This is a genomic window from Microcoleus anatoxicus (genome assembly GCF_042465725.1).
In the GTDB taxonomy this organism is placed as follows: Bacteria; Cyanobacteriota; Cyanobacteriia; order Cyanobacteriales; family Microcoleaceae; genus Microcoleus; species Microcoleus anatoxicus.
On record NZ_CP120853.1, the window covers coordinates 3,893,969 to 3,919,340 of the forward strand.

The window sequence follows — 25,372 nt, forward strand, 5'->3', positions numbered from 1 at the left end:
TATCAGTTAACGCCATAATTTTTACGCAGAACAGCAATAATTTGTTCGTTGGCTTTGGGGAAAGTAAATTGGTCAATCTCCTCTAGTGTCACCCAGCGAATTTCATCACATTCGAGGGTTTGCGGTTCACCGCTGAGGTAGCGGCAGTTGTGTACGCAAAGCGTCACTGTAAAATTAGTGTAGTCGTGTTCGATCGTCATCAAGCTCGCACCAACTGCGATGACGATCCCCAACTCCTCCATAATTTCCCGTTCAATACAAGCTTCCATGGTTTCCCCAGGCTCTATTTTACCGCCGGGAAACTCCCAAAAACCGCCGTGTAGTCCAAGTGGGCGTCTTTTGTCAATCAAAATTTTTCCTTGTTCGTTCCAGATGACAGCAACGCCGATGACTTTGTGAGGTAAAGAAGAAAGAGACATATGAATTTAATGGTTAATGGTTATTTGTTATTTGTTATTTGTTATTTGTAAAAAATAACAACTAACAACTAACAATAGCCCCCCATCTGGTGATGGGGGGCTATTGTATTCGACTATTTAACTGTTAACAATTTAATCATCAGAACCGTTTATTTCACTAGCTTGCATAGACTTTTCAAAAGTCATTCGTTGTTCGGCATTCTTGAGAAAATAACCGCTAATCATCGCCGAAGCCAACAATCTACCCAAATGCTCGCGACTGGTAGTGACTGTCACCCCGAAGTGTTCCGAAGGTAAATTGCCCAAGAGTCCGACAATATTTCGCTCCATTACTTGAAAAACTTCGTGAGAATTTGGCTTAGACAACTGAGAAACGGTGTCTGGAGCCATGGACTGCACGTATTGCCACAGTAAATTAGAATTTTCTCCGTCTTCTTCAAAAAATTCTGGGGATTTGTTAGATGAATTACTCACGAGAACCTCCGTTTCAGAGACAGTTGTTGATTTTACAGACAGCCCGGTTAATTTCAATAACCTTATTTACTGGCTGCTTATCTTTCTTACCAAGTAATTACTAATGTAGCAGGACGGCGATCGTAACGAAGTGGGTACAACCGAATTCAAGGAGACGGTTTTTACGATGTTAGATTGGGGATGGCGAAAGTCTAAACCGATCGCCAGTTCCCAATCTACCTAGCTGGCTAGATAATCGTTGATATCTTGCTTTCGTTTGCGGAGTTTAGTCAAAGCTTCCCGTTCTATTTGCCGCACTCGTTCCCGGCTGATGTTAAGCCGATCGCCTATTTTTGCCAAGGTGAGAGTTTGCCCATCTTCCAAGCCAAATCGCAAGGCCAGCACTTCTCGCTGTTGGGGAGTCAATTCTGCCATCAGATGATCCAAATCCGTCCGCAGGGAAGATTGCAGAGCAAAATCTTCCGGGGAAGTACCAGTATCTTCCAACAAATCGCCCAACTCAGTATCTTGATTATCTCCCACGCGCAAATCTAGGGAAAGTGGCAAACGAGCTCGTTCGAGATATTCCCGAATTTGCTTGGGAGTTAAATCTAACTCCTGGGACAACTCCGCAGCAGTTGCAGCCCGGCCTAGCTGTTGAGCAAGTTGGCGTTGGGCTTTTTTAATTTTGTTGAGCTTTTCGGTGATGTGGATTGGTAAGCGGATGGTGCGGCCTTTTTCGGCGATCGCCCGCGTAATCGCCTGACGAATCCACCAATAGGCATAAGTAGAAAATCTATAACCCTTAGTGGGGTCAAATTTTTCGACTCCTCGCTGCATTCCAATAGTGCCTTCCTGAATTAGATCCAGTAAGTCTACGTTGCGCTTGATATATTTTTTAGCAACCGACACCACCAGCCGCAGATTGGCTTCCACCATTTGCCGCTTGGCTCTTTCCCCGTGTTCGATCGTCCGCTGCAACTGTGCCTCAGACAGCCCAACTGCCTGTGCCCATTCGGCCGTCGTTGGGTCGCGGCCTAACTCTTCGGCGAGAATATATTTCTCCTGATTCAGTGCAGTCGATCGCTGTACCTGTTTCCCATAGAGTATTTCTTGCTCATGGGTCAACAGGGGAACGCGGCCAATTTCTCGCAAGTAAGCGCGAACAGAATCTGTATCTGAGGACTTAAGAGTTTTCATGAGCTTTTCCCGCTGAGGATCAGTGCCTCTAAAGGTTTGCTGTGTGGCAAACCCCTAGCTTCTTCTGGTACGGAAAGCGGGCGGGGACTTGCGCTTTCCTTGCATTTAAACAGGCTTCGTTTTATGGTAGCTAGCTGCTACTCCCTGTCGCCCCCGTCTCAGGTTGGGTTTTGCTTGGGGGGTTAACAATGCTACTTATGTTAAGAATCTTAACATTTCTGAGAGTGGTTGGCTATATTTCTTTACATTTATTTTCTCTGAGCATGAGTTGCAATGCTAGGAGAGTATCCGCTTTCCTAGCTGAAAAATTGCATCAAAGTGTACAAAATGGCAGAATTTGTGGACTGATGACGGTTGAGAGTGTTGACCAACAACCAATCACTAATAACTTCTTTGTCTTTGAGCTTCGTACAAAATCAGGGCGGAGGCGATCGACACATTCAAGGATTCTACGCCCCGACTCAAAGGAATTTGGATTTGTCGATCGGCCAAATTCCTCAATTGGCCCGACAAACCAGAGCCTTCATTCCCCAAAACGATCAGAGTCGGCAACCGCAAATCTACTTCCCAATAAGTTAAAGTCGCATCAGGGACTGTGGCTAAAATTTGCATCCCTCGATTTTTAGATCGAGAAACTTCCGCCATTAAATCGGGACTAACTGTCATGGGTAGTTTAAACCAGGCTCCTGCGGAAGCTCGCAGCACCTTGGGATGATCCAGATCCGCACTATCTGCACTCAGTAACAAACCGTCAGCATTAGCAGCCGCAGCCGTGCGGACGATCGCCCCCAAGTTACCAGGATCTTGAATGGTTTCTAAAGCTATCCCCAAAGTGGAGAATTCTGCTGGTGGAGTAGCGGTGCGACGTGCGGTGGCGACTATACCATCGGGTTGGACTGTAGTGGCGATCGACTCCAACACCTTCCTATTGACTAACTCTGTGCGATCGGCCAAACTACAAGCCTGCTCCCACAATTTCCCATGTTGCTCAACCCACTCAGGAGTGCTGCAAACCGTAGCCAGGGGGTAATTCACCCCACAAGCTTCCTCCAGCAGATGAGTCCCTTCCAGTAAAAATAATTGTTGTTCCCTGCGTCCCTTCGAGCTATGGAGCTTGCGGATTTCCTTGACTAGGGGATTTTGAATACTTGTCAGCATTGTTTAATTTAGCAGAGTGGATGGGGTTATTGCCTGCCTCGGCATCACCCCAAACTACTGCCTGCCTTGAGAATGCGGAACCCGGGACTTGAACCCGGAAGGCTTGCACCACATGAACCTGAATCATGCGCGTCTACCAATTCCGCCAGTTCCGCATCAACCACGATTTACTAATGTATGGTATATGCGTCACTTTGTCAAGTGTTTAGAGGAAAATTCTTTTTTGGTGTCTAGAAGGATGGCGATATAGCCCTTAATAGCACTACATCTCAACGTCGATTACTTGAAAAGCTTGTTTAATGCCCTGAGCTAAAGCAAATTTTTGTTGTTGGCTGTAGAGTTCAAAACTTGTCCGATAAGCCGATCGCATCCCCCGCAAATTCTCAATTTGACCTTTTCTATCTTTAAGATTAAACAAAACCCAAGCTAAATTATGATGAGCCTCAGCATAATCCGGTTGTAGCTGAACGGCTTTTTCCAAATAAGACTGCGCTGGCCGCCACTGTCCCTGCCGCCCCAACAATGTACCTAAACGAAATTGGATAAAAGCATGGGGTGGAAATTTCTGATTGTAAGCTTCATAAGCTTGGATAGCACCAGGAATATTTTGGACTTGTTCGCGAGCAATGCCTAAGTTTTTCAATACCCAAGCAGCGGCTTGTGGGTAGCGCGCCGCTTTTTCAAAATTAGGAATAGCATCAGTCCATAGCCCCTGCAAAGCTTGTTTCCAGCCTATAAAACCCCAGGCAAAACTGCTGTCAGGAACCTGAGTAATAAACTCTTGGGTGCGTCGCTCTATATCTCGCGCTTGTTGAGTAATTACTGCTTTATCTAAGGCGATAATTAGACAAGGATATGCCCAGCGCAACAATTCGCGATCGCCCTGAAAATTAGACTGCTTCGACTTAGTAATAGCTGGTGTAGCATGACTGATAGTTAGTTTCCAGTCTTTTTGATTCACAGCAATCCACCCTTTCAATCCTAGTACAAAAGGTGAGGCAAGCGTCATTTTAATTTTCGGCTCTAAATCACCTTTAGTCTCGATTTGAATGGCGCGATCGATCGCACTTTCTGCCTGTTGCCAATTTCCAGTTTTGCCCAAAGCCCAAGCTAGATTAGCTTGTACCCAACTCTCATGAGACAAAAGATTTGCCGCTTGCTGCAATTGTCTAACCGCTTCTGGCCAATTTGATTTGCGGCAATTAATCAAACCCAGCACTCCATAGCCCCTGCCATCATTCGGTTTCAATTGAATCGCTCTCTGTGCAGCAACTTCTGTTTGAGAGTGATTGAGGTGAATCAAAACCAGGGATAATTCTACCGCTGCTTCACCATTATTAGGCTCAGTAGTTAAACATTTTTCGTAAGCTTCAACAGCTTCTGCTAAGTTTCCTTGCTTGACAAAATCCAGGGATTTTCTGTGCAGAGGCGTGACAAAATTACCTTTGAGTGCATCAATGAGTTCATCAGCCGTTTGAAATCTCTCCTCTACCTTCATTCTCATGCCGGTTAAAATTACTTGTTCAATTAAAGGGCTTAAATCTGAGCGTAATTTTCGAGGGGTAGTGAGAGTTTCTGATGGTACTCTGTCAGTAGCGGCGGCTGGTATTTCTCCAGTTAATAATTCATACATTGAAGCACACAAGGCATAAAAGTCTGTTGCGGGCAGACGCTTATTCTTTTTGCCATACTGTTCAATAGGTGCATATCCAGGTGTTAAGATAACAGTCATGGTTTTCGGCTGACCGGCAATAAAGTCTTTAGTTGCACCAAAATCAATTAACACAGGTCTATCCTGCTGGTCAATAAGAATATTATCAGGTTTAATATCCCGATGTAGTAAGTTATTAGAATGAACAACTTTTAAAGCGGCAGCCACAGAAATAAAATAGCGCTTAACCCGCTCTTCTGCTAATAAACCTTCATTTTGCAATATCTGGTGCAAAGACTTCCCAGGAATAAATTCCATCACTAGATAGGCAGTGTTATTCTCTTCAAACCAGTCATAAACTTTAGCAATATTAGGATGCACGCATTTGTTTAAATACTCAGATTCAATCTTAAATTTACTGATTTGCTGATGTCGCTCCTGGGGAGTAATAGAATTCGGCCACGTAATGCTTGTTCCCTGTCTGATCGCTTTTTCCGGCCACAGTTCTTTGATGGCAACACCCATTGAGTTTGTTGAATCAGTACCTTTATAAGTAATCCCAAATCCACCTTCTCCCAAGGTTTTTTCTATTTTGTAACGACCTTGTTTGAGTAATGCACCAGTAGGCAAATGATAGGAAGATGAACCGGTGGTGCTGCCAGCAGGAGTGAGCCCAAAGCCACAAACAGTACAAAACAACGCATTATCCGAGTTTTCTGTCATGCAAGCGGGACAAGTAATAGACATTTTAGTTACCTCAGTTCAAATTTTACAATCCTGGTCGCGACTAAAGAAACCGGGTTTTTTAACGAATTTGTTGGCTGCAACGAAATATTTTCCTAAAAAACCCGGTTTCTGGGCGGCCATGCGTAAGTCGTTTTTTAAATGTTCTCAAATCGAAAGCGAACTTTGCCAAAGGCAATCTCATCCCCTGAATTTAAAATCTCAGGGGCAGTAATTCTGTTGCCAAACCTAGATTGTCCGGCGCGTTTGATGAAAGTTCCATTAGCTGAACCTAAATCTGTGACTTTCCACTCTCCGGCTTCTTGATAAATTCCAGCGTGGGGGCGCGATACTGTGTTGGCATCTGGAAAACTATCTAAATCGATGTCTGGTAATTCCCCTCCCGGTTCACTTCTCCCTACCACTAATCTGTTTTTATCTAAGAAAATTTCCCTGATGAAACCAACAGATTTGAGAGGAATTAGTTTGGGTGTGACACTGCTTCCTCTCAAAACTTTAATCAGTTCATCGGCTGTTTGAAATCTCTCCTCTACCTTCATTCTCATTCCTGTTAAAATGATTTGTTCAATGAAAGGGCTGAGGTCGGGGCGTAATTGGCGAGGGGGAACTAGGGTTTCTGAGGGTATTCTATCTGTTGCTCCTGCAGGAAGTTGACCGGTTAATAATTCATACATTGAGGCACAGAGAGCATAGATGTCTGTAGCAGGCCATCGCTTTGCGTTGTAGCTGTATTGTTCTAGGGGAGCATATCCGGGGGTTAAAGTTACATCCATTTTGGAGGTTATACCTGGTATAAACTCTCTGGCTTCACCAAAATCAATCAAAACTGCCCGATCGCGATCGTCAATGAGAATATTGTCGGGTTTAATACCTCTGTGTAACAGATTATGGGAGTGAACAACTTTTAAGCCTTCTGCGATTTGAATCATATAGCGTTTAACCCTTTCTTCTAATAAAGGTTGATCGTCTTGTAAAATCTGGTAGAGTGACTTACCCGAAATCAATTCCATCACGATATAAGCAGTATTGCTCTTCAAACCAGTCGTAGACTTTAGCAATATTAGGGTGAACGCATTTTGACAAATAATGAGCCTCAATCTGAAAATTAGAAAGTTGTTGCTGTTTAGACTGCAAAGTGATAGCATCTGGCCAACTAATGCTAGTCCCCTGTCTAATTGCTTTGTATGGCCAAAGTTCTTTGATGGCTACATTCACTGAACTTGTCAAATCAGTAGCTTTATAAGTAATGCCAAATCCGCCTTCTCCCAAAGTCTTTTCAATCTGGTAGTGGCCTTGTTTGAGTAATGTGCCAGCAGGCAGATGATCGGAAGATGAACTGATGGTACTAGCAGAAGTGAGAGAAGAGCCACAGGCAGTACAAAACGATGCACTTTCGGAGTTTTCTGTTATGCAAGCAGGACAAGTAATAGAGTTGTTAGTTAGCTTGACTGTGGAATTTTTTGTCAGAAGGTCAATGATTTCCACTGCTGTTTGCCACCTTTCTTCTACTCGCATTTTCATGCCAGTAACAATCACTCGATCTAATACAGGATCGATACCGGGGATTAATTGTCCCGGTGGAGTGAGGGTGTCTGATTGAATCCTTTCTGTTGCTTCTGGGGGAAGTTGACCTGTTAGCAATTCATACATGGAAGCGCACAACGCATAAATGTCTGTAGCAGGCCATCGCTTCGCCTTGTAGCTATATTGTTCTAGCGGTGCGTATCCCCGCGTTAGGGTGATGCTCATTTGTCGAGTTTGTCCCGCAATGAATTCTTTTGTTGCACCAAAATCAATTAGAATTGCTCTGTCTTGGCCATCTATCAGAATATTCTCTGGTTTTATATCTCGATGCAGCAATTTTGCCCCGTGAACGATTGTGAGGGCTGCTAATAGTTGCAGTAAGTAACGTTTGACTCGTTGTACGGGCAGCGGCCCCTCTTCTTCCAGGATTTTAGAAAGGGGTTTACCTGTAATGAAATCCATCACCACATAGGCGGTACTGTTTTCTTGAAAATAATCGTAGACTCTGACAATGTTTGGGTGCTGACACTGAGATAAATATTGAGCTTCTGTTGCTACTTTCTTGAGTTGCCAGTCTTTGATTTTCGGGGTAACAGTGTGGGGCCAAACTACTGTGGTTCCCTGTCGGCTAGCTTTTTCTGGCCAGTTTTCTTTGATGGCGACAGTCCGAGAATTTACTAGGTCAATACCTCTGTAGGTAATGCCAAATCCACCTTCGCCAATTAAGGTTTCAATTTTATACTTTCCTTGCTGGAGGGAACTGCCAGCAGATAAGTAATAGCCAGATGTTTGCACGGAAAAAGGAGCACCGCAACTCATACAAGCTAGGGCATTTTCATGATTTTCTGTAGCACAATAGGGACAGATGATTGACATGACTAATATCTACTCCGATTGATTTAGTAACGGTTGTCTGGATGGCTGCTAAGTTCTAAGGCTAGAAGTGTGGCGTTGTCTGATGCTCCTCGCTGAAGGACGCAATTAATGACTTCATCAACGGCTGTTTGCAAAGTTTTGTTATGGGTAAAAAATTGAGCTATTTCTGCATTTGATACTAAATCCCATACGCCGTCGGAACATAGTAGCAAGATGTCACCGTTTTCTAAGGCTAAGGATAGGTTTTGATCTGAACGGCTTAATTGTTGGACGTAGCCATCGCTTAATCTGCGTTTTGAGCCGATCGACTTTGTGAGCACATTGCGATCGGGATGATCTAAGCTTTCTTCTGGGGTGATTTGACCGCTGGCTACCAGCATGGCTACCAGTGAATGGTCTTCGCTTAATTGGCGGATTTCTCCTTGTCTGAGAAGATATATGCGGCTATCTCCAACATGGGCGATCGCCAAATCTCGTCCGACTGCTAAAGTGATACTTAATGTGGTTCCACCGTCGCGCACATGAGTAGCTACAGATTCATTGGCTTTCTGCACTAATGAAACCAGCCATGCAGCTTTTTGTTCTATAGTGTTGAATTCAGCAGGGATGGGTTCTTCCAGGACTGTTTGAACTGCCAATTTACTAGCAACTTCGCCCTGAGACATTCCACCCATGCCATCAGCAACTACTCCTAATATGAAGGTTTCGGAATTGCTTAACTGCATTTGGCGAATGCCATAACTATCTTCATTTTGCAAGCGACTGGTGGATAAACCGGTAGTCGATCGGCTGGCGACATTCCAGTCAATTTTAGTACCTTGTAAAGATTGCCTGGTTTCTACCAAGAGACTTAAGAGTTGAGACAAGGGAAAACGTTCTTCTGGTAAGGGTGAGAGAGCAATTTTTAGGAGTTGGTAAATTCGGGGAATGGGGTTGATTTTCAGGTCGATTTGGCTGGTGGAGGAAAGGGGTTGTTTGTGAATGGCGTGATACAATAAAGCTCCTACTGTATAGCTGCTCATTGATTCTTGGATGGGATGGCTGCCATAGGCGAGTTCGGGAGCGGCGTAGTTTTCTGATAAGCCCGATCGCAATTTTTCATTCAGTCGATAAGCTCCCGTTAAATCAAAAAACTTGATGGGAGTTCCTAGTTCAATAAATTCGGGAAGGATTTGGACAAAGCACCACCCGTGCTTGTGAATATAGCGAAAGAATTGACAAACTTGACTGGTTATGGATAAGCAGGATTCTAAGGAGTTATCTTCTCCTAGCCAAGATTCTAAGGTTGTGTTGTCTTCAGGGAGATAGGTTAATAGTAGTAGTTTGCGATCGCCCTCATCTGCACACATTTCCTCTTCTGGGTAACATTCCTCCTCTAAATACTCGGATTCTCCATTAGTTGCATCAGCAGTACAAGACTGAGGCGTTTCCACTACAGAAACCGGGTTTCCACTTAGTTCTCCCCGCTCCCTGAGCGTAGTCGAAGGGTCTAAAGGCTCAACCACCAGGTTTTTTAGGGAATCTGCTGGCTGCAACGAACTATCATCAACCCCACCAATTTCTGCGCCCCCATCCGTAAGTTTTGGATTGGTTTCATCAGTAGCATCTTCGGGGGCTACGACAGATTTTTCGTCATTTTGCTCTGCTTCATTGAAGATTGGCTCTGCTGAATTTGCCAAAGATTCTAGCTGCTCAAAATTTGTGTTTATTTCCGGCTTTTCCGGTTCCTGTGGCTGAGAATGTTCAACTGATCGCCAATCTACCTTTACAGAATCTTTGGTAGTCTTTGCCAGTAGCTCTCCAATCATTTTATAGCCACTCAAAACCTCCCTTAGTTCAACTTCTTGCTTTAATGCACCTTCGGAAGCACCAACACGCAACAATCCAAAATTGTTTGTTTTAGCAGTATCATCATCGGCTTGAATCTTCACTTTAAAGTAGTGAATTCCTGCTCTCAGTTGACCAAAATAGGATAAAATCTCTAATTTGAAGTTATTGATGGAAAACTGAGTTCCTTCTTGAATTACCAAAGTATTTGTCATAGGAGTAGGCAGTGATTTCGTTGTAGATTTTGGTAGTGGATTTGGAGTTCAGAAACCGGGTTTTTCACGAAAAATATTCGTTGCAACGGGCAGATTCGATAAAAACCCGGTTTCTTTCTTTGGCGAAGTCGGTAAATCTCAGATTTTACACGCCTTATAAGGAGATTTTCGGTGGGGGAGGGCGGGTTTATTGAACCTATCTACAACCAGAGAGGCTGTCGGTGAACCCGCCCCTACAGCTAATTGAGAAAGGTGCAAGATCTCAGTAAATCCTAATTAAGGAATTTGGAAGAGGAAGCGAATTTTGGCGATCGCAATTTCATCTCCACTATTCAAAATCTCAGGCATAGTAATCCTAGCCCCAAATTTAGACTGACCAGCCCGTTTAATGAAAACACTATTAGTTGAACCTAGATCCTTAATTTTCCATGTTCCTCCTTCCTGATAAATTTCTGCGTGATTGCGAGAAATAGTTTCGTCTCCCGGAAACCCATCTAAATCAATATCTACAGGCCCCATATCTGGGTCAAATTTGCCGATAACTGCATTGCTTCCATCTAGCAGAAATTCGCTTGTAGGCACGTTAGATTGTTTGGAAATCAGCCTCGCAGTTCCAGTGGAAGGTGTGAAAGTAGGGGGAATTGGTGGCGGAGGAGAAATTGGGTCTGGCAGAACCACAGTAGGGGCTGAAGATGACGATACAGGTGGAGTAAAAGGGGCGTTAACAGGGGCACTTACAGGCGGTGCGCTGGGTGCTCCTAATTCGTAGCCGCAAGCATCGCAGAATTCTGCATCATCGGCGTTGTCATAACTACAGGCGGGGCAAGTAATTGTCATGGTTTTAGTTCCTTTGTTTGTAATCGTTTAGACTAGGCGGTTCCTGAGCGTAGTCGAAGGATAGGGTTTCGACTTCGCTCAACCAACAGGATAGGGTTTCGACTTCGCTCAACCAACAGGATAGGGTTTCGACTTCGCTCAACCAACTGGGTAATTTTTGTCTAGGTTCCTGATAGATTCCGAATTTGTTCTTCCGAAAGCTCATCATTGATATCTCCGCCCATTTTGACGGTTTTACCTTTGGAACCCATTTTGACGGTTTTGCGAGTTCCATCGGAAATTCTGCGGGTTTTTCGCAACTCGTCTTGAGCTTGATTGAGAGATTGAGTCATAGCATCATTGCCAATTCTTACAGTCATTCGGCGGGCCGTTTCTAGCAATTCTTGCGCTTTCTGAGGATTGCTTTCAGCAATGCGAGTAGCATCACCAACAAGTTGGGAAATATTGCACTGTTGTACATAACCCATTACCTCTTGATCTACTTGGGCTGCTACTTGTCCGGCGACAAATTGTACGAGTAGATTTGCAGGGGGCAATTCACCGCGTCGGTTTTGTCCTGGTACATCGTAGGTTAGGCCAAGTTGGGCAATTCTGACGCGGGAGGCGGCGCGACTTTCCATGCTGAATTCTAAGATGAAAACGGTTTCATCGTTCCCTACAGCATTGCCAATGGGATAGGGGTCTTGAGTGAGGGAAAATTCGGCTTGAGAGGGATAGGCGCGGACAATGCGAGTCAGTTTTACTCCTTTTACTGTTTTCACAGTTAAGGCTAAGTTGGTGATGACTTCTTGTTGCGCTTGGGTGAATTCTTGAATGATTGTATCGGGCAGTTTGCTAATAGAAACTGCTGCACCGCCTGGGTTTTCTTCCGCAACAATATGAAGCGGAATTCCGCCAGTGGTGTCGCTGAGATAGGTGAGTAAGTTTTCGTTAAATTCTCCAACTCCTAATGCGGTAATGGGGGTATTATTGGAGGCGAATTCGCTGGCGATCGCCCTGCATACATCTTCGTCAAAGGTTTGACCGTCGGTGAATAGCAAGGTGCGCCGGATGGTCATGCTTTGCCCGGAGAGCAAGCTTAATGCGCCGCGCAAACCCAATCCCATGCGCGTACCGCCGGAAAAATCCCGGAGTTGTTCGATCGCACTTTCTAACTGACTGGTTTGAGTAGCTGGAGTGAGTTGAATCAAAGTAGCCGCCGAGTCATCAAACTTGACAATGGCTATGCGATCGCTTGCACTAAGTTTCCCAGAATGAATCAGTCTGTTGAGAGACTCAATGACAATATCTATCTTGGTTTCCCCTCCGGTGACTCCCATATACTCTTGACCATCCACCATAAAGGTATTGCCAGTGGGTACGACATCACCGACGACAACTTCACGCATGGAACCGCTGGTGTCAATTAGAAAAACAAAGGTTGTGGGCGGCCGCGTATTTGCTACTTCTTTTTTAGGCCGCAGCTTCAACATTACAAATAGTTTTTGCTCTGAAGAATCGGCTGGTAAGAATTCGCGGTGGGGTGCGATTTGGACGTTTAGCATTGTGTTTGCCTTGGGTAAATTATCTCACAGAATTGGAAATTTTTGCTGTTTTTTTACTGATATTTGGCACTTTAGCGATCGAGCCGTGTCTAGCCTCCGATCCCCCCTAGCCCCCCTTAAAAAGGGGGGGACAAGAGTCCGATCAAAGTCCCCCTTCTTAAGGGGGATTTAGGGGGATCTAGGCTCGGCGAGAAACGAGAGATATAAAGGTTTTTGCGCTGGTTGACACCAATGGGCACCCACCAAAAAGGGGGGGACAAGAAGTTGCTCTTGCGTCCCCCTTCTTAAGGGGGATTTAGGGGGATCTCCGGGGAATTAACAGTGTTAACTGAACCGTATTGTTCGATCGCGGTGAAAAGGGGGGGACAAGAGTCGGCTCTTGCGTCCCCCTTCTTAAGGGGGATTTAGGGGGATCTAGGCTCGGCGAGAAACGAGAGATATAAAGGTTTTTGCGCTGGTTGACACCAATGGGCACCCACCAAAAAGGGGGGGACAAGAAGTTGCTCAAAGTCCCCCTTCTTAAGGGGGATTTAGGGGGATCTCCGGGGAATTAACAGTGTTAACTGAATCGTATTGTTCGATCGCGGTGCAAGATGTATCAGCAAAAATTCAGAGGTGGTAGCATTCCCCAACAGGGCGCTATCTCAGATAAATCTGGATAGATAGGGGTCGGCATCTCTTGATTTCCCGCTTCCTGCAATTGGTCAATTGGTGAAGGACCACGGGGTAAATCAAGAGTAATGGGACAGCTTCGATATCCTTCTTTGATGTCTTGAATCCACTTATTTATCATTTGATTCAGGTGATTGTCGTTGATTAGAGATTGACTTTGATTTTGCAAGCTGGTTCGCATACTTTGTCGAATTTCGGAGGTGAATATTTTCTCTGGGTTGTTTTCCTGATGCAGATTGAGGCTGAGACTATATTGATACTCCTCATTAGGGTCTGGGCAGTCTTTAACTTTCAGAGCAAGGGTGTATTTGATCGTGTTTGATTTCATTGAGTTACCTACAAATATCTTGCAAACTGCGCGGATTCCCAGAAACCGGGTTTTTTACGAAAATACTTCATTGCTACCCACAAATTAAGTAAAAACCCGGTTTCTTTGGTCGGAGTCGGTAAATCTTGAATGAATATCCGAAATTTAGTCCGATCGCCTTTTTTACAATTCATGGCAACTTCTCCATAGCAGTTTTTACTTCAATCATCACCTCTCCGATTTTTCTCCTGTCGCCATTGGCTAGTTCGTGCCTCAAAATTTTCATGCCTTTTTGTTTTTGCATTTCCTCATCAAACTGCATAATGATTTTTCCTGATTCCAGGTAGATTTTGGCTACAACAGGCGGATAACCTAAGTCTTTCCGCAAGTAGATGTGAGCATCTTCTGAACTGCCAAAAATTACAGGTGTTGTACCTAAATTGATGCAGGGCTGTTCTGTGGCTGTCCAATGGACGATTAGCCACGCTCTTCGGCTCAAATCTTCAATTAGGGCGATCGCCAAACCAATGAAAAAACCGACGATCGCAGCACCTACCAGTCGCCCTACCAAATCTCCAGAAATGGCAGAAACTAATAGGAAACCGATCGCCCCGGCTGCACCACCAATACCTCCAGCTTGTAGGGCGCGACGGATTTCGAGATTGGGGACAAAGAAGGACATTCCGCCGCCGAGGAAGGTGCCGAGGATAGTCCAGCCAATGACTCTGCCGCCAAGGGCAAGAATGGGGATGCTAGCGACGGGTAAAAATAAGAGTTGCCCGATCGCCCCTGCTGCAACTCCCGCCGCGAGGCCACCCCCAGTACCGATACTTCCCTCGCTGGGTGTGAGGAGGCGACGGCGCAGGTAATGGTTTTGACCGGCTATCAGAGCTAAGGAAGTGCCGATCGCTAACAGGGCAGTCCATCCGCTAATTCGCAGCACGGAGTAGAGCAAGCTGTAATCGCCTGTGGGCCCCGATTCCACGAGTTGGTTGCTGTAAATGGCTTGTTCTGCTTGGCGAAATGCTCGATCGAAGTCCCCAGAGTTGGCGTAGAAGACAAGGGATGGATTGCCGGTAAGCTGGGTGAGAAAGTTGGTGTTGGCATCCCCAGTAGCCACAGCAACCAGGTTGATTCCTTGAGCTTTGGCTGATTGTCCTGCTGTTAGGGTTGTTCCCGCATTGCTTGGTTCTCCGTCAGTAAATAGCAGAATGTTGCGCGGCTTGGAGGTTGACTGTAGTTCTCGTGCTGCTGCTTCGATGGCGATGTCCATCCTGGTACCGCCGCCGTCAGACAGTTGGGTGATCGCGCGATCGAGCATTAATTTATTGCCACTTAGGGGCGCTGCAACTTGAACGTTACTGCCAAATCCAACGACGGCGAGGCTATTTTGTGAAAGGTTTTGTCGCTGTAGGAAAGCTTGAGCCGCAGATTTGACTTCTTGCAGTTTCTTTTTTTCATCCATGCTGCCGGAACAGTCGATTAATAAAACGATGGCTTGGGGCGATCGGGGAGTTGGTGGAAGTTTGGTTAGTGCTAGGAAAGCTTCACCTAATAATGTTGCAGCACCCAGGCAACCCACTGCTCCGTAGAGGCCGAAAAGTATGGGTTTGCTAAGTTTTTGTCTTAATTGTCCGAAAAAGTTTTGCACAGTCAAATCTCCTTATTTTCGCAAAATGATTACTCAGAATTATTTTGTCTGTTGGTAATATTGGGCATCACTTTTATTTACTTGTTGACCATCTGTGACTTTGGAAAAAATTGTAGCTGCGCGAGATGAACCTATAAATCGCCAGTGCCAAGGTTCAAACAGAACGCCTTGAGAGTTGTTGAGAGGAAAAGACATTTCAAATCCATATTCTTTGGCGTATTGGTTAAGCCAACGATAGGCGTCAGTATCCACAAAAGTATTTGTAATGTCTTGTTTGGGAAACCTACCATCACCTAGATCCACAGCATAGCTAGTATGATGTTCGCTGTAGCCTGGAGGAGCACTGACTTTTGAAGCAGCTTCAACAGAGCCGAGACGCGCTATTTGGTCATCAAATATAATTTTTTGTCTCTCAATGCTACGAAAACCTGAAACAGGAACAATCCAAACTCCTTGATCGCGAGCAGCATAGATGAGTTTCATCAGTGCTTTTGCAGCTTCTCGATCTAAATACTCGAACCGCTGATACTGCTGTTGAGCGTAGCTGGCTATAATAATCAAATCATTTTGATTTGCTTCTGGATAATGCAAATGCCCCATCAAATTAGAAGAGTTTTGTTTCTGGACGGGAGTTACGACGCTTGACAATTTGACGGTTGAAACCTGCTTCATAGGTTTTGGATAAATTTGTGGTAGCACCAGCCATGTTGCAGCTATCGTAGTAAGAATAGAAGCAATTATCGTTGTTGCTAACAGAAATTTTTTAAATGAAAAGTTATGACTGTTTTTTTTGCTCATGCTTTATTACCTATAGATTTTCAACATTTTCTATTTTCCAAGTACCTGCATCTAATTTTAAGAAAAATCGATACGCCGTTGTTTTAACGCCATTAGTAGTAACGCTTGAATCGACTTGATTGTTGACATACAACACTAGATCTTCACTGATATTAACGTCTATTTGCGCTTGATCGGAAGAAACAGATAAGTTATTAGATGAGTCAACTTTAGCTGTTTTGTAATCATAGTAAGCGTTGTTTTCTCGCAGCCATTTAATAGCACCAGTGGTTTTAATATAACGTTCGCCAATGGTAAAATTAGCAGCTAATTGCTCTTCATAGGGAGGAGCGAATAGCCGTTTTTTAGCATCCAGCCAATTTTGAATAACTTGACTAGCTTGTTGTTGAGTCAACGCGCTACTGTTGGTATTAGATGAAGGTGAATTTGGAGTATTATTAGATGTCGTCTGGGGACTAGCACGTACCGCAGGAATTGCAGATGTTTGCAAAGTGCCTAAACTCATTTCTAAGTTAAAATTTGCGATCGCTTTTTGTGCCTCAACTTGGATAGTATATTTTCCTGACTTGGGCAAAGCAGCAGCGTATTCTTCTGACTTGGGAAAAGCTGTATGGTTCACAAGAGTAATATCCTGTGTAAAAATCCAAATACAGACATTGTTTGTAGGTTTGTAGCTGAGTTTTTGACCTGACTGAGCTTCAAAGGTATAACCTAAAGATTTGCTGGGATCAAGGTTTTTATTTGACTCCGTAATAGTTCCAGAAGTATTCAGGGAAATAGGTTTGACATTTTTGGATTCTAAAGTGCTTGCAGGTTTTTCGGGGCAAGTGCTACCAGCCAATACTGAATTCAAGTTGGGATTGGAAGAAACAGCACTGCATCCGCCAATTATGATTAATACTAGATAAAGCCAGATTATTTTCATGTTGTTTTATGTAACAAGTTCTAGGATTGATCGTCATTTTATTTCGGATAATTTTCAAGGCTTATTTAGCCATCTTGTAGGAGGGCCTATACTAGAACCGCTAGTTTCAGAATTTAAAAAATCCCTAAACTCTATGGCTCTTTGATAGTTACTAAAGGAAGCTACTTGAACTACTATGCTTCCAGTATCTTTTCGTTGTTTAAATAAGGCATCTTGGCAAAAGCGCGATCGCGCTAGTTGTAAATTAGCTTCGCTGTCGGGTAGGTAAACCGGATAAAAATCCACCGGATAATCATTAGGATTGGTAGGTAAAGGATCTCCGCAAGTAGATTTGGGAAAGTTCGATCGGGAGGTTCGAGTAGCAGTGGTATTTGCAGGCGGGGCAGAATTAGGTGTACTTTCTGGAGAAGGCGCGGATGTCACTGCTGAGGAATTAGGTGTACTTGCAGGAGTTGCTTGTGCAACATCTAAACCCATTGATAAGTCAACAGTCGTAGATCCTTGGGGTGCAGATATTTGAATTGTGTACTTTCCAGTGGTGGGTAAAACCCCAGTATTCAAGAGTTGATTATCGGGTGTGAAAACCCAAATACAAACATTTTGATTAGTTGTATAAGTCAGTTTTTGATTAGCCTTGGCTTCAAAGGTGTATCCCATTGATTTACTCTGATTAGCAATTACTGATTCTCTTAACATCTGCTCTCCTAATATGACAGATTTAACATTTTGAATTTCTAGTGACTGTTCTGGTTTGTCTAAACATCCCTTTGAACTTGTTGATGCTTGATTTTTACTGTTAGGCATAGCAGCGCATCCAAAACTCATTAAAAGTAGACCATTAGCCAATAATTTCGTGAAGTAATGAAAGCTTTTCATCTCTAATTCTCCATTTCTTGCTTTAAATGTTTCGCCCACAGCCAAAAGGGTAAAATACCCCCAGCACCTATGGCTACCAACACCCCTAGCAGCATCATCAAGCGAGTGTTCAATGGGAGCGATGACACAAAAACTTCGATCCTATAAGATGCCGATTCTGACTGCACCTTAGAAGCACCATCCGATTGAACTATCGCCACAACATCGTGCTTAGAAGCGAGTTCGGCATCCGGCTGCTGGTAGCTAATTTCGTACTCGCCCAAAAGAGCATTCAGAAATAATTTCAGCTTCTCAGCCACCGCTTGAGAATTAGGGGAAAACTCAGCGATACCGCCCGTCACTTTAGCGATTTCTGCTAAACGATTTTCGTCCACAAATTCCTCTTCAGGAACTTTGCGATCGCCCTTACCAATATCAGAACGCTTAGCCGGTCTCCCCAAACCATACTTCTGCCCCAACTGCGCTGGTGTGAAACCATAACCCAAAGTATGAACAGTGATTTTTTCATTGCGCTTCAATAGCGCTAATAAATTATTGAAATCTCGCTCTTCATTAGGTTTATTGTGATAGCCATCCGATAACAGAACTACAGACAATCTTGGCTGCGGTTGCTTAGAATCTTCTGGTACAGAAAAACTCGGATCGGTAGCCAAAAACTGCATCGATTTACTCAGAGGCTCATAAATATTTGTAGAAGCACAAGGTTTTTGAGCCGCCAGGGAATCCAGATAATCATTTAATTGGAAAGAATTAGCAGGCAAAAAGATTTTTTGTGCTAATACCTTCTGATTAACTGGATTCCCTGCACAAGCAGGTCCGGGGTCGCCAAAGGGGACAATTGACACCTTGGGTGTGGGACATTCAACCGTTGAATTCTTGGGACAACGATTGCCAAGTTCTGTTGTGAACTCTTTAATGGCTTTCAGAGCTCCTTCTATCTTGCTAGTACCTTGACTATCTTTTTGCTGCATACTGCCGCTGTAATCTAGCAGCACAATAATGAAAGCCGGAGGTGGTATGGTTTCATCGGGACTTTTCCAATCTTTGCCGCGAAATTTCAGTGGTTTGCGATCGACTATCAAGCTAAAATTTGTATCCTGTAAACCCATCACAGGTTTATCGTTAGCATCTTTGACTTTTATGCGGACAGTCACTCGATCGTCATCTACTGTGGGTTTACCGACAATTTCCGCAGTTTTTGCCTGACTCCAGGCGGGATTTCCCAGAGAAAAAGCCAGCAGTGCAGATAGACTAAGCTTGCGGGTCAAGGAAGCGATTGTAGTAAACAAATCGGTAGAATTTTTGTCCATTGGTTGTATATTCATCTTCGGGGTAAAAAGTTAGGAGATAGTTGTGTTTGAGAGAAATATCTTTGCGAGAACTCAGGCGCTCGCCATTCACTTCGATACAGCCGTAGAACTTAGCATTAGGTTTCAGAATAGCTTCACGGGCTTTCACTTCCAAGTCAGCAACATGAAGGGGCAGTCCCGGAATTTGGATATTTGCTTTGGGAGCAGAACCAATTCTGATAATGCCTTTTTCTGGCAGTTGAATTGATAAACCTTCCTCAATTTTGTCGGATTCACTATCGCTAACAAACTTGAGTTTTGCCTGCTGTTTATCAATGGCAGGATAAGCAGGTGCGATGTTCGAGCTACCAAATTGATCGTCATAATTTTCTCCTGTGTATTCAAAACCAGTACCAGCCCTGAGAGCAGCCATGTAGCTAGGAGATGTCGATCGGCTCAATCCAAAACCCAATAACATTCCCAATATCGAAAAACCCAAGGGGTCTGCCACATTCTTCAGTACCCCCGAAAAAACTCCGATTTGCCCCAGGATTTCCAAAATCAAAACCGCGGCCAAACTCGCTGTAACGCTGGCAACTACACTTGTCTGGAAGCGCTGCCAAAAACGCTTGGCATCTCCCGCCTCCGTGCTGTGCCACCGCCAAGTAACCCCCTCAGCGATGCCCGTGGAAGCGCCGATGCACAGCCAACAAACGATTCTCAAAATTCGACGATCAAACGGATTTTGTGGCAAGAGAACAATCTGGGCAATGCCCCCAGAAATCAAGCCAAAAAATATCCCCAATCCTGCCGCAATGCTCAGGGGAAACAAGGCAATTCGCCAGCACAATTTAGGTCTAGTGGGGGTACTGACAAAAATTTCAGTAAACACCATTGCAACGCTCAGTGCCACTCCGATGCAGGGAAAGAGTATCAGTGCGGAAAATTGCTTCAGTAAACCTAAGTCACTAAGGAATACTTGACCGAGGTTCCAGCCAATCAAGGCTGATGTAATGCCCGCGAGTACGTACAGATAGCTTCTCATCATAATTCCATGTCAACCTCATTAATTTCCTTGTAGATTCCGAATTTCTAACTTAGATTTGATCTGTTGTTTTAAAAGCTTACTTGTGTCTCGATTTGGACCATCCAGATAGCCATAACCCTTGAAGCCAGATTTTTCTTGGTATGAATAAATAGCTTCTACTAACTTGATTTGTTCTTGAGGATAGTATTTTTTTGCTCCGTCATAATTTAGATTGGGAACATCCAAAATATCCTTAAGTGCTTTGAGAATATCCTGCTCATATTGTTCTCCCTTTTCGCCCTTTACCTCTCTGACAATTTGGTCAATGGAATCAATAGTTTTCTGGAATCTGTTGGGTTTAATTCCTTCTTGATACTTTGGATTTGAATCTATTTGAGAACCATTAGACTCTCCTTTTTTGTCGTTTTTTGGAGGTATTGGCGCATAGTCGGTAGGATTTCCATATCTTTCATTGTTTAGAATTCCTGGTACATCGGATTGCTGAACATTCTTTGAGTCATTTCTAGTAGTTTCTCCTGGTTTTTTGGAACTATTTAATCCTCCACCAGACCAAAATCCTCCGATAAAGGTCAAGATGAGCAGTATAACTACAAGTGCAAGTGGCACGTTTTTACCTCCTATTTCAATTAGTGAAACCAACAAAGACTCTGCTAAACCTACTTGTTTTTTGATTTTCAAGCCATAAACAGGAAGATTAGGGTTCCAGCCTTCCTGCTTGAGTCGATAAAATATCTTTTTGGGAACACAACCCAAACTTACCTGATAAAAAAATGCAGCCATTTCTGCCTCATCTAACCCGCTAAAAAGTTCAGCTAATGGCAAATATTTTTCATCATAAGGACGATTCTGCCAGTAAACTCTTAATTCGTGGAATAGTTGTTTCCACTCAGGGTCATCAGTGATACTGGGTTGAGGGTTTTGCGTCTTGGTGGCGTTTTGCCAAGTATTGACCCGCTTACTCATCAATTCATTCTTAATATCTTTTTGAACAAGTTGATAATAGAGTTTCCTCCAAATCCCAGAGGGCGCACTCAAAAGCCAGACAGTAGGATTTAAGAGTTCTGGGTGCTGGATAATTCGAGGAATTATCAACATAAGTCCTTGATTTATTCTACTCAAAATATACGATAGTTGGCCAGGATCTTGAGTAAAAAAGTTACTAATCTCCGATTGAAAAACCTCGGAAACTTGATAATGATCCTCCTGTTTTCCCCGCTGCTGCATCCAATCCAAAAAGTCAGGCAATGTCTGGGGAATTACCATCGCTCTCAGGGTCAAAAGACGCACCATTTGAGGGCTGTAAATTCCCTGTCTGAGAGCCTGGGAAGACCCTTGTCCGTTGAAAATCACTTCCCAATCGCTATCTTTAACTTGGTTAATTGATGTTTCAATTACTTCCACTTGCTCCGGCTTGACCTTATCCCGACTAATCAAACCTTTAATTGCCGATTTAATCTCGTACTCCCTAGCAATGGGGGCGGTATATTGAGGGGTGCTAGCCATCGCCCTGTGCAATAATTCTTGGGCTTTTTCGCTAGCGGGCTGAATCACCAAAAAACCTCTGGGTTGCTCCAAGGCTTCTACTTGAAAAGCCCAGGCGACAAGCTGATTGTTTCGTCTGGCTTTTTCTGTCGCCATTCGATCGACAATTAATGTCGTACAGGGCTCCCCAAAAGGAACAATAACTGGAACATTATTAACCAATAATTGTTCGAGTTCAGGGCGCACAGAAATTTGAGGTTGATTGGGAACAGAAAATTGATTGGGCTGCCCCATAAATTTCGTTTCAAAGGGGTCGAAAACAGGCATCCGTCCCCCTTGCCGTTCAGACTCGATCCAAGCCAGAATCTGCCACAAATTGCCCGCTCCTTTGCAGAGAAAGTAACGATACATGGAAGCGCTACGGCCGCGATCGTCTCCACCTCTGGTGACAACAGCAATGACTGACCAATTTTCGGCACCATCACTCACTTCGCGGCCAATGATTGCAGGATTGTCCCTGGATGCACCTTCAGCAACGGCAAAATCCCTGTTTCTAATGGCATTCTCAACAGCAGTAGGAAGGGGGTCAAGGGTTCTGTTTATATATTGGCCCGTAAATCCCCGCGATACCCATCCGCCGTCGGGGGTTCTTTCTGCTTGAATGCCGGTGCTAAATTCGTGAATTTGAAGGATTGGTGAGTTCATTTTTTTAGTCCTTATCTAATTCTTTGTGTCGTTCACCGGTACAAAGCCAGTAAATGGGAGCTACTAAACCAAAAGGCCTCCAGCGTTTTGGGTCTTTAATACAAGAACTTGTGCCATCGCGATCGCGCTTAATTTTGACTGAATTTGGTTCTGGATACTTACTCCCCAACACACCGAAAGCAGAAGTAGTAAAGTAATCCACTTGACCGCCTCCCGTTTGTTGCCATGCTTGTAATTTCCCAAAAGTTTTAGGAAAACGAAGTTGGGCTAATTCTCTGGGATTGTGGCGGTTCACCCACAATTCCGCCTGTTCGCACTTGGTAATTACAAAGGCAATGCGTCGTTGGATTCTGCTAATATCAGTGCGATCCAGAGCTATTAAAAACTTATCGAGACCGTTAGCATATTCAGAATCTTTGCGGTGTGCCGTGCCATCTGCCAGAAACATAATCCCATTGGCCAGCAAGCAATCTTCTAGGTAGTCTTGTAACTTCGAGTCGCCTACTTTGTGAACCAAGTCAGCAAAAAACTCTCCGGCGTAATCTTTACAGCTAATGTTTAATTTGACTAATTGTGGTTTCATCACAGCCTGAACATTTTTTATTGCTGTATTGACATTCTGTAAAAAGCTAAATTGCCCTTTGAGAACGATACTTAAAGAGTAATCTTTGACATCTCCAATACTGTCATTCAAATCACTACCTCCCATTTGCAGACCTTGCTCTAAGATATTTTGAGCTTCAGCAACCAGTTCCTCTGTTAGGGAGTTGACTGATGTCACAGTCTGAACAGCACTGGAAGGATCGGCATTGGGCCAATAGGCTAGGGATGCGATATAGGCAGTTTTACCCGAACCCCGATCGCCAATAATCCGAACGACGCTATTTTGATCTAGGATTTCCGAAGGGTTTGAACTTTTTGTTTTATTTTTATACCAATCGAACATTTACTTCACCTTTCCGTTTGATTTAGTAGTTTGACTCAGCCAATGAAGAGGCTCGATCAAGTTATAAGGTTTCCAACTTTTTGTGTGTCTCAAAACCGAAGCTTTGCCATATTTGCCCCGTTCATCAATCCGATTCGGTCTGGGGTCATTTCTGTCCAATACTCCAAAGGTAGAAATGGCATAAAACCGCACAAGATTTTGGGAGAGAATTATGCTTTTTCGTAAAGTATCGGTTGTGTTAGGGAGATGCAATCTAAATAAATCTGTTTCTGGATCTAACCTTCCCGGCCAAAGTTCTCCCCTTTCAGACTTGCTCATGGCCACCGCCAGCCGGAAGTCTTTGGTGCGATCGTGAGAGTCCATCAAGTCTATAAATCTGTTCATCACTTTGTTGTACAAAGCGTCTGCTGCTTGATCCCATGCTGTTAGGAGAATTAAGCAACCTATTACATCCTTCCTTAAACACTCCTCAATAAACTCTTCGCAAATTGGATCGGACTGATTGGGATCGGCTATTTTTTCAAATATCTCCCCTGGATAATCTCTCACGTTGAGCTGAAATGAATCTGGCTTTGTAAACCAAGAGTTGTGAATTTCAACATTAAAAGAATACTGTGGTAAATCATCAACTCCTTTTGTCATGCCACCTATTTTATTCGGTTCAAAAGAAGCTCCTTGACAAATAATATTTTCGGCTTTTTCTGCTATGTCCTTAGAATCATCGCCCAGAGGTTGAATATTGAATTTTTTGGAGTTTTTACTCGATCGCATTTTGTAAGCTAAAGCTGCTAAGTAAGTCGTTTTTCCTGAATTTCTCGGCCCAATTACACAAATATTTCCCATGATTTTTGCTCCTTTATGTTGATAAAAAGCTTCCTAGATAAATCCAAGGCAATTCCAATAAAGATCGATTGTGAATGCTAGTAATGAAGCAACGAATCGATCGCCCGGATACACTGCTATTAATTTGGTCAATTTGAGATTGAATCGGCCTAAAGTACCGTTGAAACACATAGGTATTCCGTTGCTGCCAGTTCATCCTGGAACGATGAGGAATATATTCTAGTTGTGATGCTTCTTTGTGAATGTCACAAAAAAGATCAGCTTTGTTCAAACAAACTACTAAATGCCGTACTCTCGGACATTGGTAACAAAAGAAATCTACCCATCGATTAAATCGATTGCACCATTGCTCCTGAGTAATAAAATCTTCGGGATTGACATCTGGCTTGAGGATTTCTCGATAAGGTGGAACAATCAGTACAATGCCTTCACTTTGGAGAATTGTTTCTAGAAAAATCTTCCATTTATCTGGATTTGCTGATTGCCAACTATTGCACCATATCTCCCCTGGCGTATCCAGCCAATCTAAAATAATTTGCTTTGGTGTTAGTTGATAAGCTAAAGCTGCTAAGTAAGTAGTCTTTCCTGAATCTCTAGGTCCAATTACACAAATATTTCCCATGATTTTTGCTCCTTTATGTTGATAAAAAGCTTCCTAGATAAATCCAAGGCAATTCCAATAAAGATCGATTGTGAATGCTAGTAATGAAGCAACGAATCGATAGCCCGGATACACTGCTATTAATTTGGTCAATTTGAGATTGAATCGGCCTAAAGTACCGTTGAAACACATAGGTATTCCGTTGCTGCCAGTTCATCCTGGAACGATGAGGAATATATTCTAGTTGTGATGCTTCTTTGTGAATGTCACAAAAAAGATCAGCTTTGTTTAAACAAATTACTAAATGCCGTACTCTCGGACATTGGTAACGAAAAAAATCCACCCATCGATTAAATCGATTGCACCATTGCTCCTGAGTAATAAAATCTTCGGGATTGACATCTGGCTTGAGGATTTCTCGATAGGGTGGAACAATCAGTAAAATGCCTTCACTTTGGAGAATTGTTTCTAAAAAAATATTCCATTCCTTTGGATTTGCTGATTGCCAACTATTTCGCCATATCTCCCCTGGGGTATCCAGCCAATCTAAAATAATTTGCTTTGATGTTACTAATTGAACCTGGATTTGCATTTGTCTTTGGTAAATTGCTTGGCTTGCATCTGTTGCCTTTGTTCTTCCTAAATTTTCGTCATAGAGATTCTTTTTAAGAGTTTCATAATCATCATTAATAACTTTTACGTAGTTATTTTTAGGATTAACTAGCTCCAACACCAAAGAAGTTTTACCTGTTTCCCGATCGCCAATATAAATCACCCCCAT

23 protein-coding genes and 1 tRNA gene are annotated in these 25,372 nt (G+C 43.6%); all 24 read right to left on the reverse strand.

Features of this window, described 5'->3' with window-relative positions; all coding sequences use genetic code 11:
* Window positions 1–2: 2 nt before the first annotated feature.
* The gene (gene mutT, locus P2A85_RS16900; protein ID WP_377474011.1) at window positions 3–419 is read right to left on the reverse strand and encodes an 8-oxo-dGTP diphosphatase MutT; all 417 of its coding nucleotides are present in this window, start codon (window positions 417–419) and stop codon (window positions 3–5) included.
* Window positions 420–551: 132 nt separating this feature from the next.
* On the reverse strand, window positions 552–893 hold the full coding sequence (locus tag P2A85_RS16905; protein ID WP_377474013.1) for a DUF760 domain-containing protein: 342 nt from the start codon (window positions 891–893) through the stop codon (window positions 552–554).
* Between the two features lie 219 nt (window positions 894–1,112).
* Entirely contained in the window at window positions 1,113–2,072 is a 960-nt protein-coding gene (locus P2A85_RS16910; RefSeq protein WP_377474015.1) for an RNA polymerase sigma factor, RpoD/SigA family, read from the reverse strand.
* A gap of 381 nt (window positions 2,073–2,453) precedes the next feature.
* Window positions 2,454–3,230: a TrmH family RNA methyltransferase gene (locus P2A85_RS16915; RefSeq protein ID WP_377474017.1), complete on the reverse strand. Its 777-nt coding sequence runs from the start codon at window positions 3,228–3,230 to the stop codon at window positions 2,454–2,456.
* 73 nt (window positions 3,231–3,303) lie between these two features.
* Window positions 3,304–3,385, reverse strand: a tRNA-Leu gene (locus P2A85_RS16920).
* Window positions 3,386–3,492: 107 nt separating this feature from the next.
* The gene (locus P2A85_RS16925) at window positions 3,493–5,628 is read right to left on the reverse strand and encodes a protein kinase (protein WP_377474019.1); all 2,136 of its coding nucleotides are present in this window, start codon (window positions 5,626–5,628) and stop codon (window positions 3,493–3,495) included.
* Window positions 5,629–5,762: 134 nt separating this feature from the next.
* The gene (locus P2A85_RS16930) at window positions 5,763–6,635 is read right to left on the reverse strand and encodes a protein kinase (RefSeq protein ID WP_377474021.1); all 873 of its coding nucleotides are present in this window, start codon (window positions 6,633–6,635) and stop codon (window positions 5,763–5,765) included.
* The gene (locus P2A85_RS16935; protein ID WP_377474022.1) at window positions 6,616–8,025 is read right to left on the reverse strand and encodes a protein kinase; all 1,410 of its coding nucleotides are present in this window, start codon (window positions 8,023–8,025) and stop codon (window positions 6,616–6,618) included. Before P2A85_RS16935 ends, P2A85_RS16930 begins: the two co-directional genes overlap by 20 nt.
* Window positions 8,026–8,048: 23 nt before the next feature.
* Window positions 8,049–10,067: a PP2C family protein-serine/threonine phosphatase gene (locus tag P2A85_RS16940; RefSeq protein ID WP_377474024.1), complete on the reverse strand. Its 2,019-nt coding sequence runs from the start codon at window positions 10,065–10,067 to the stop codon at window positions 8,049–8,051.
* A 276-nt stretch (window positions 10,068–10,343) separates the two neighbouring features.
* A complete protein-coding gene (locus tag P2A85_RS16945; RefSeq protein WP_377474026.1) occupies window positions 10,344–10,904 on the reverse strand; it encodes an FHA domain-containing protein in 561 nt (186 codons plus the stop codon).
* 161 nt (window positions 10,905–11,065) lie between these two features.
* Entirely contained in the window at window positions 11,066–12,448 is a 1,383-nt protein-coding gene (locus tag P2A85_RS16950; protein ID WP_340550062.1) for a VWA domain-containing protein, read from the reverse strand.
* A gap of 598 nt (window positions 12,449–13,046) precedes the next feature.
* The gene (locus P2A85_RS16955; protein ID WP_377474028.1) at window positions 13,047–13,448 is read right to left on the reverse strand and encodes a hypothetical protein; all 402 of its coding nucleotides are present in this window, start codon (window positions 13,446–13,448) and stop codon (window positions 13,047–13,049) included.
* Between the two features lie 8 nt (window positions 13,449–13,456).
* Window positions 13,457–13,621 (reverse strand): hypothetical protein, encoded by a 165-nt coding sequence (locus P2A85_RS16960; protein WP_377474030.1) that lies wholly within the window; start codon window positions 13,619–13,621, stop codon window positions 13,457–13,459.
* A complete protein-coding gene (locus P2A85_RS16965) occupies window positions 13,618–15,078 on the reverse strand; it encodes a VWA domain-containing protein (protein ID WP_377474032.1) in 1,461 nt (486 codons plus the stop codon). Before P2A85_RS16965 ends, P2A85_RS16960 begins: the two co-directional genes overlap by 4 nt.
* 39 nt (window positions 15,079–15,117) lie before the next feature.
* Window positions 15,118–15,876 carry a D-alanyl-D-alanine carboxypeptidase family protein gene (locus P2A85_RS16970; RefSeq protein WP_377474034.1) on the reverse strand — a complete coding sequence of 253 codons (759 nt, stop codon included), beginning with the start codon at window positions 15,874–15,876 and terminating at the stop codon, window positions 15,118–15,120.
* A gap of 10 nt (window positions 15,877–15,886) precedes the next feature.
* Window positions 15,887–16,801, reverse strand: a complete 915-nt coding sequence (locus P2A85_RS16975; RefSeq protein WP_377474036.1) for an ARC6/PARC6 family protein — start codon at window positions 16,799–16,801, stop codon at window positions 15,887–15,889.
* Between the two features lie 54 nt (window positions 16,802–16,855).
* Window positions 16,856–17,677 (reverse strand): hypothetical protein, encoded by an 822-nt coding sequence (locus P2A85_RS16980; protein WP_377474038.1) that lies wholly within the window; start codon window positions 17,675–17,677, stop codon window positions 16,856–16,858.
* A gap of 2 nt (window positions 17,678–17,679) precedes the next feature.
* Window positions 17,680–18,987, reverse strand: a complete 1,308-nt coding sequence (locus P2A85_RS16985) for a VWA domain-containing protein (RefSeq protein WP_377474040.1) — start codon at window positions 18,985–18,987, stop codon at window positions 17,680–17,682.
* On the reverse strand, window positions 18,929–20,014 hold the full coding sequence (locus tag P2A85_RS16990; protein ID WP_377474042.1) for a hypothetical protein: 1,086 nt from the start codon (window positions 20,012–20,014) through the stop codon (window positions 18,929–18,931). The genes P2A85_RS16985 and P2A85_RS16990 overlap by 59 nt, the downstream gene beginning before the upstream one ends.
* A gap of 18 nt (window positions 20,015–20,032) precedes the next feature.
* Entirely contained in the window at window positions 20,033–22,201 is a 2,169-nt protein-coding gene (locus P2A85_RS16995) for a hypothetical protein (protein ID WP_377474044.1), read from the reverse strand.
* A gap of 4 nt (window positions 22,202–22,205) precedes the next feature.
* The gene (locus P2A85_RS17000; RefSeq protein WP_377474046.1) at window positions 22,206–23,147 is read right to left on the reverse strand and encodes a hypothetical protein; all 942 of its coding nucleotides are present in this window, start codon (window positions 23,145–23,147) and stop codon (window positions 22,206–22,208) included.
* Window positions 23,148–23,990, reverse strand: a complete 843-nt coding sequence (locus P2A85_RS17005) for a hypothetical protein (protein ID WP_377474049.1) — start codon at window positions 23,988–23,990, stop codon at window positions 23,148–23,150.
* Between the two features lie 13 nt (window positions 23,991–24,003).
* The gene (locus tag P2A85_RS17010; RefSeq protein ID WP_377474051.1) at window positions 24,004–24,612 is read right to left on the reverse strand and encodes a hypothetical protein; all 609 of its coding nucleotides are present in this window, start codon (window positions 24,610–24,612) and stop codon (window positions 24,004–24,006) included.
* A 13-nt stretch (window positions 24,613–24,625) separates the two neighbouring features.
* Window positions 24,626–25,372, reverse strand: a complete 747-nt coding sequence (locus tag P2A85_RS17015) for a hypothetical protein (RefSeq protein ID WP_377474053.1) — start codon at window positions 25,370–25,372, stop codon at window positions 24,626–24,628.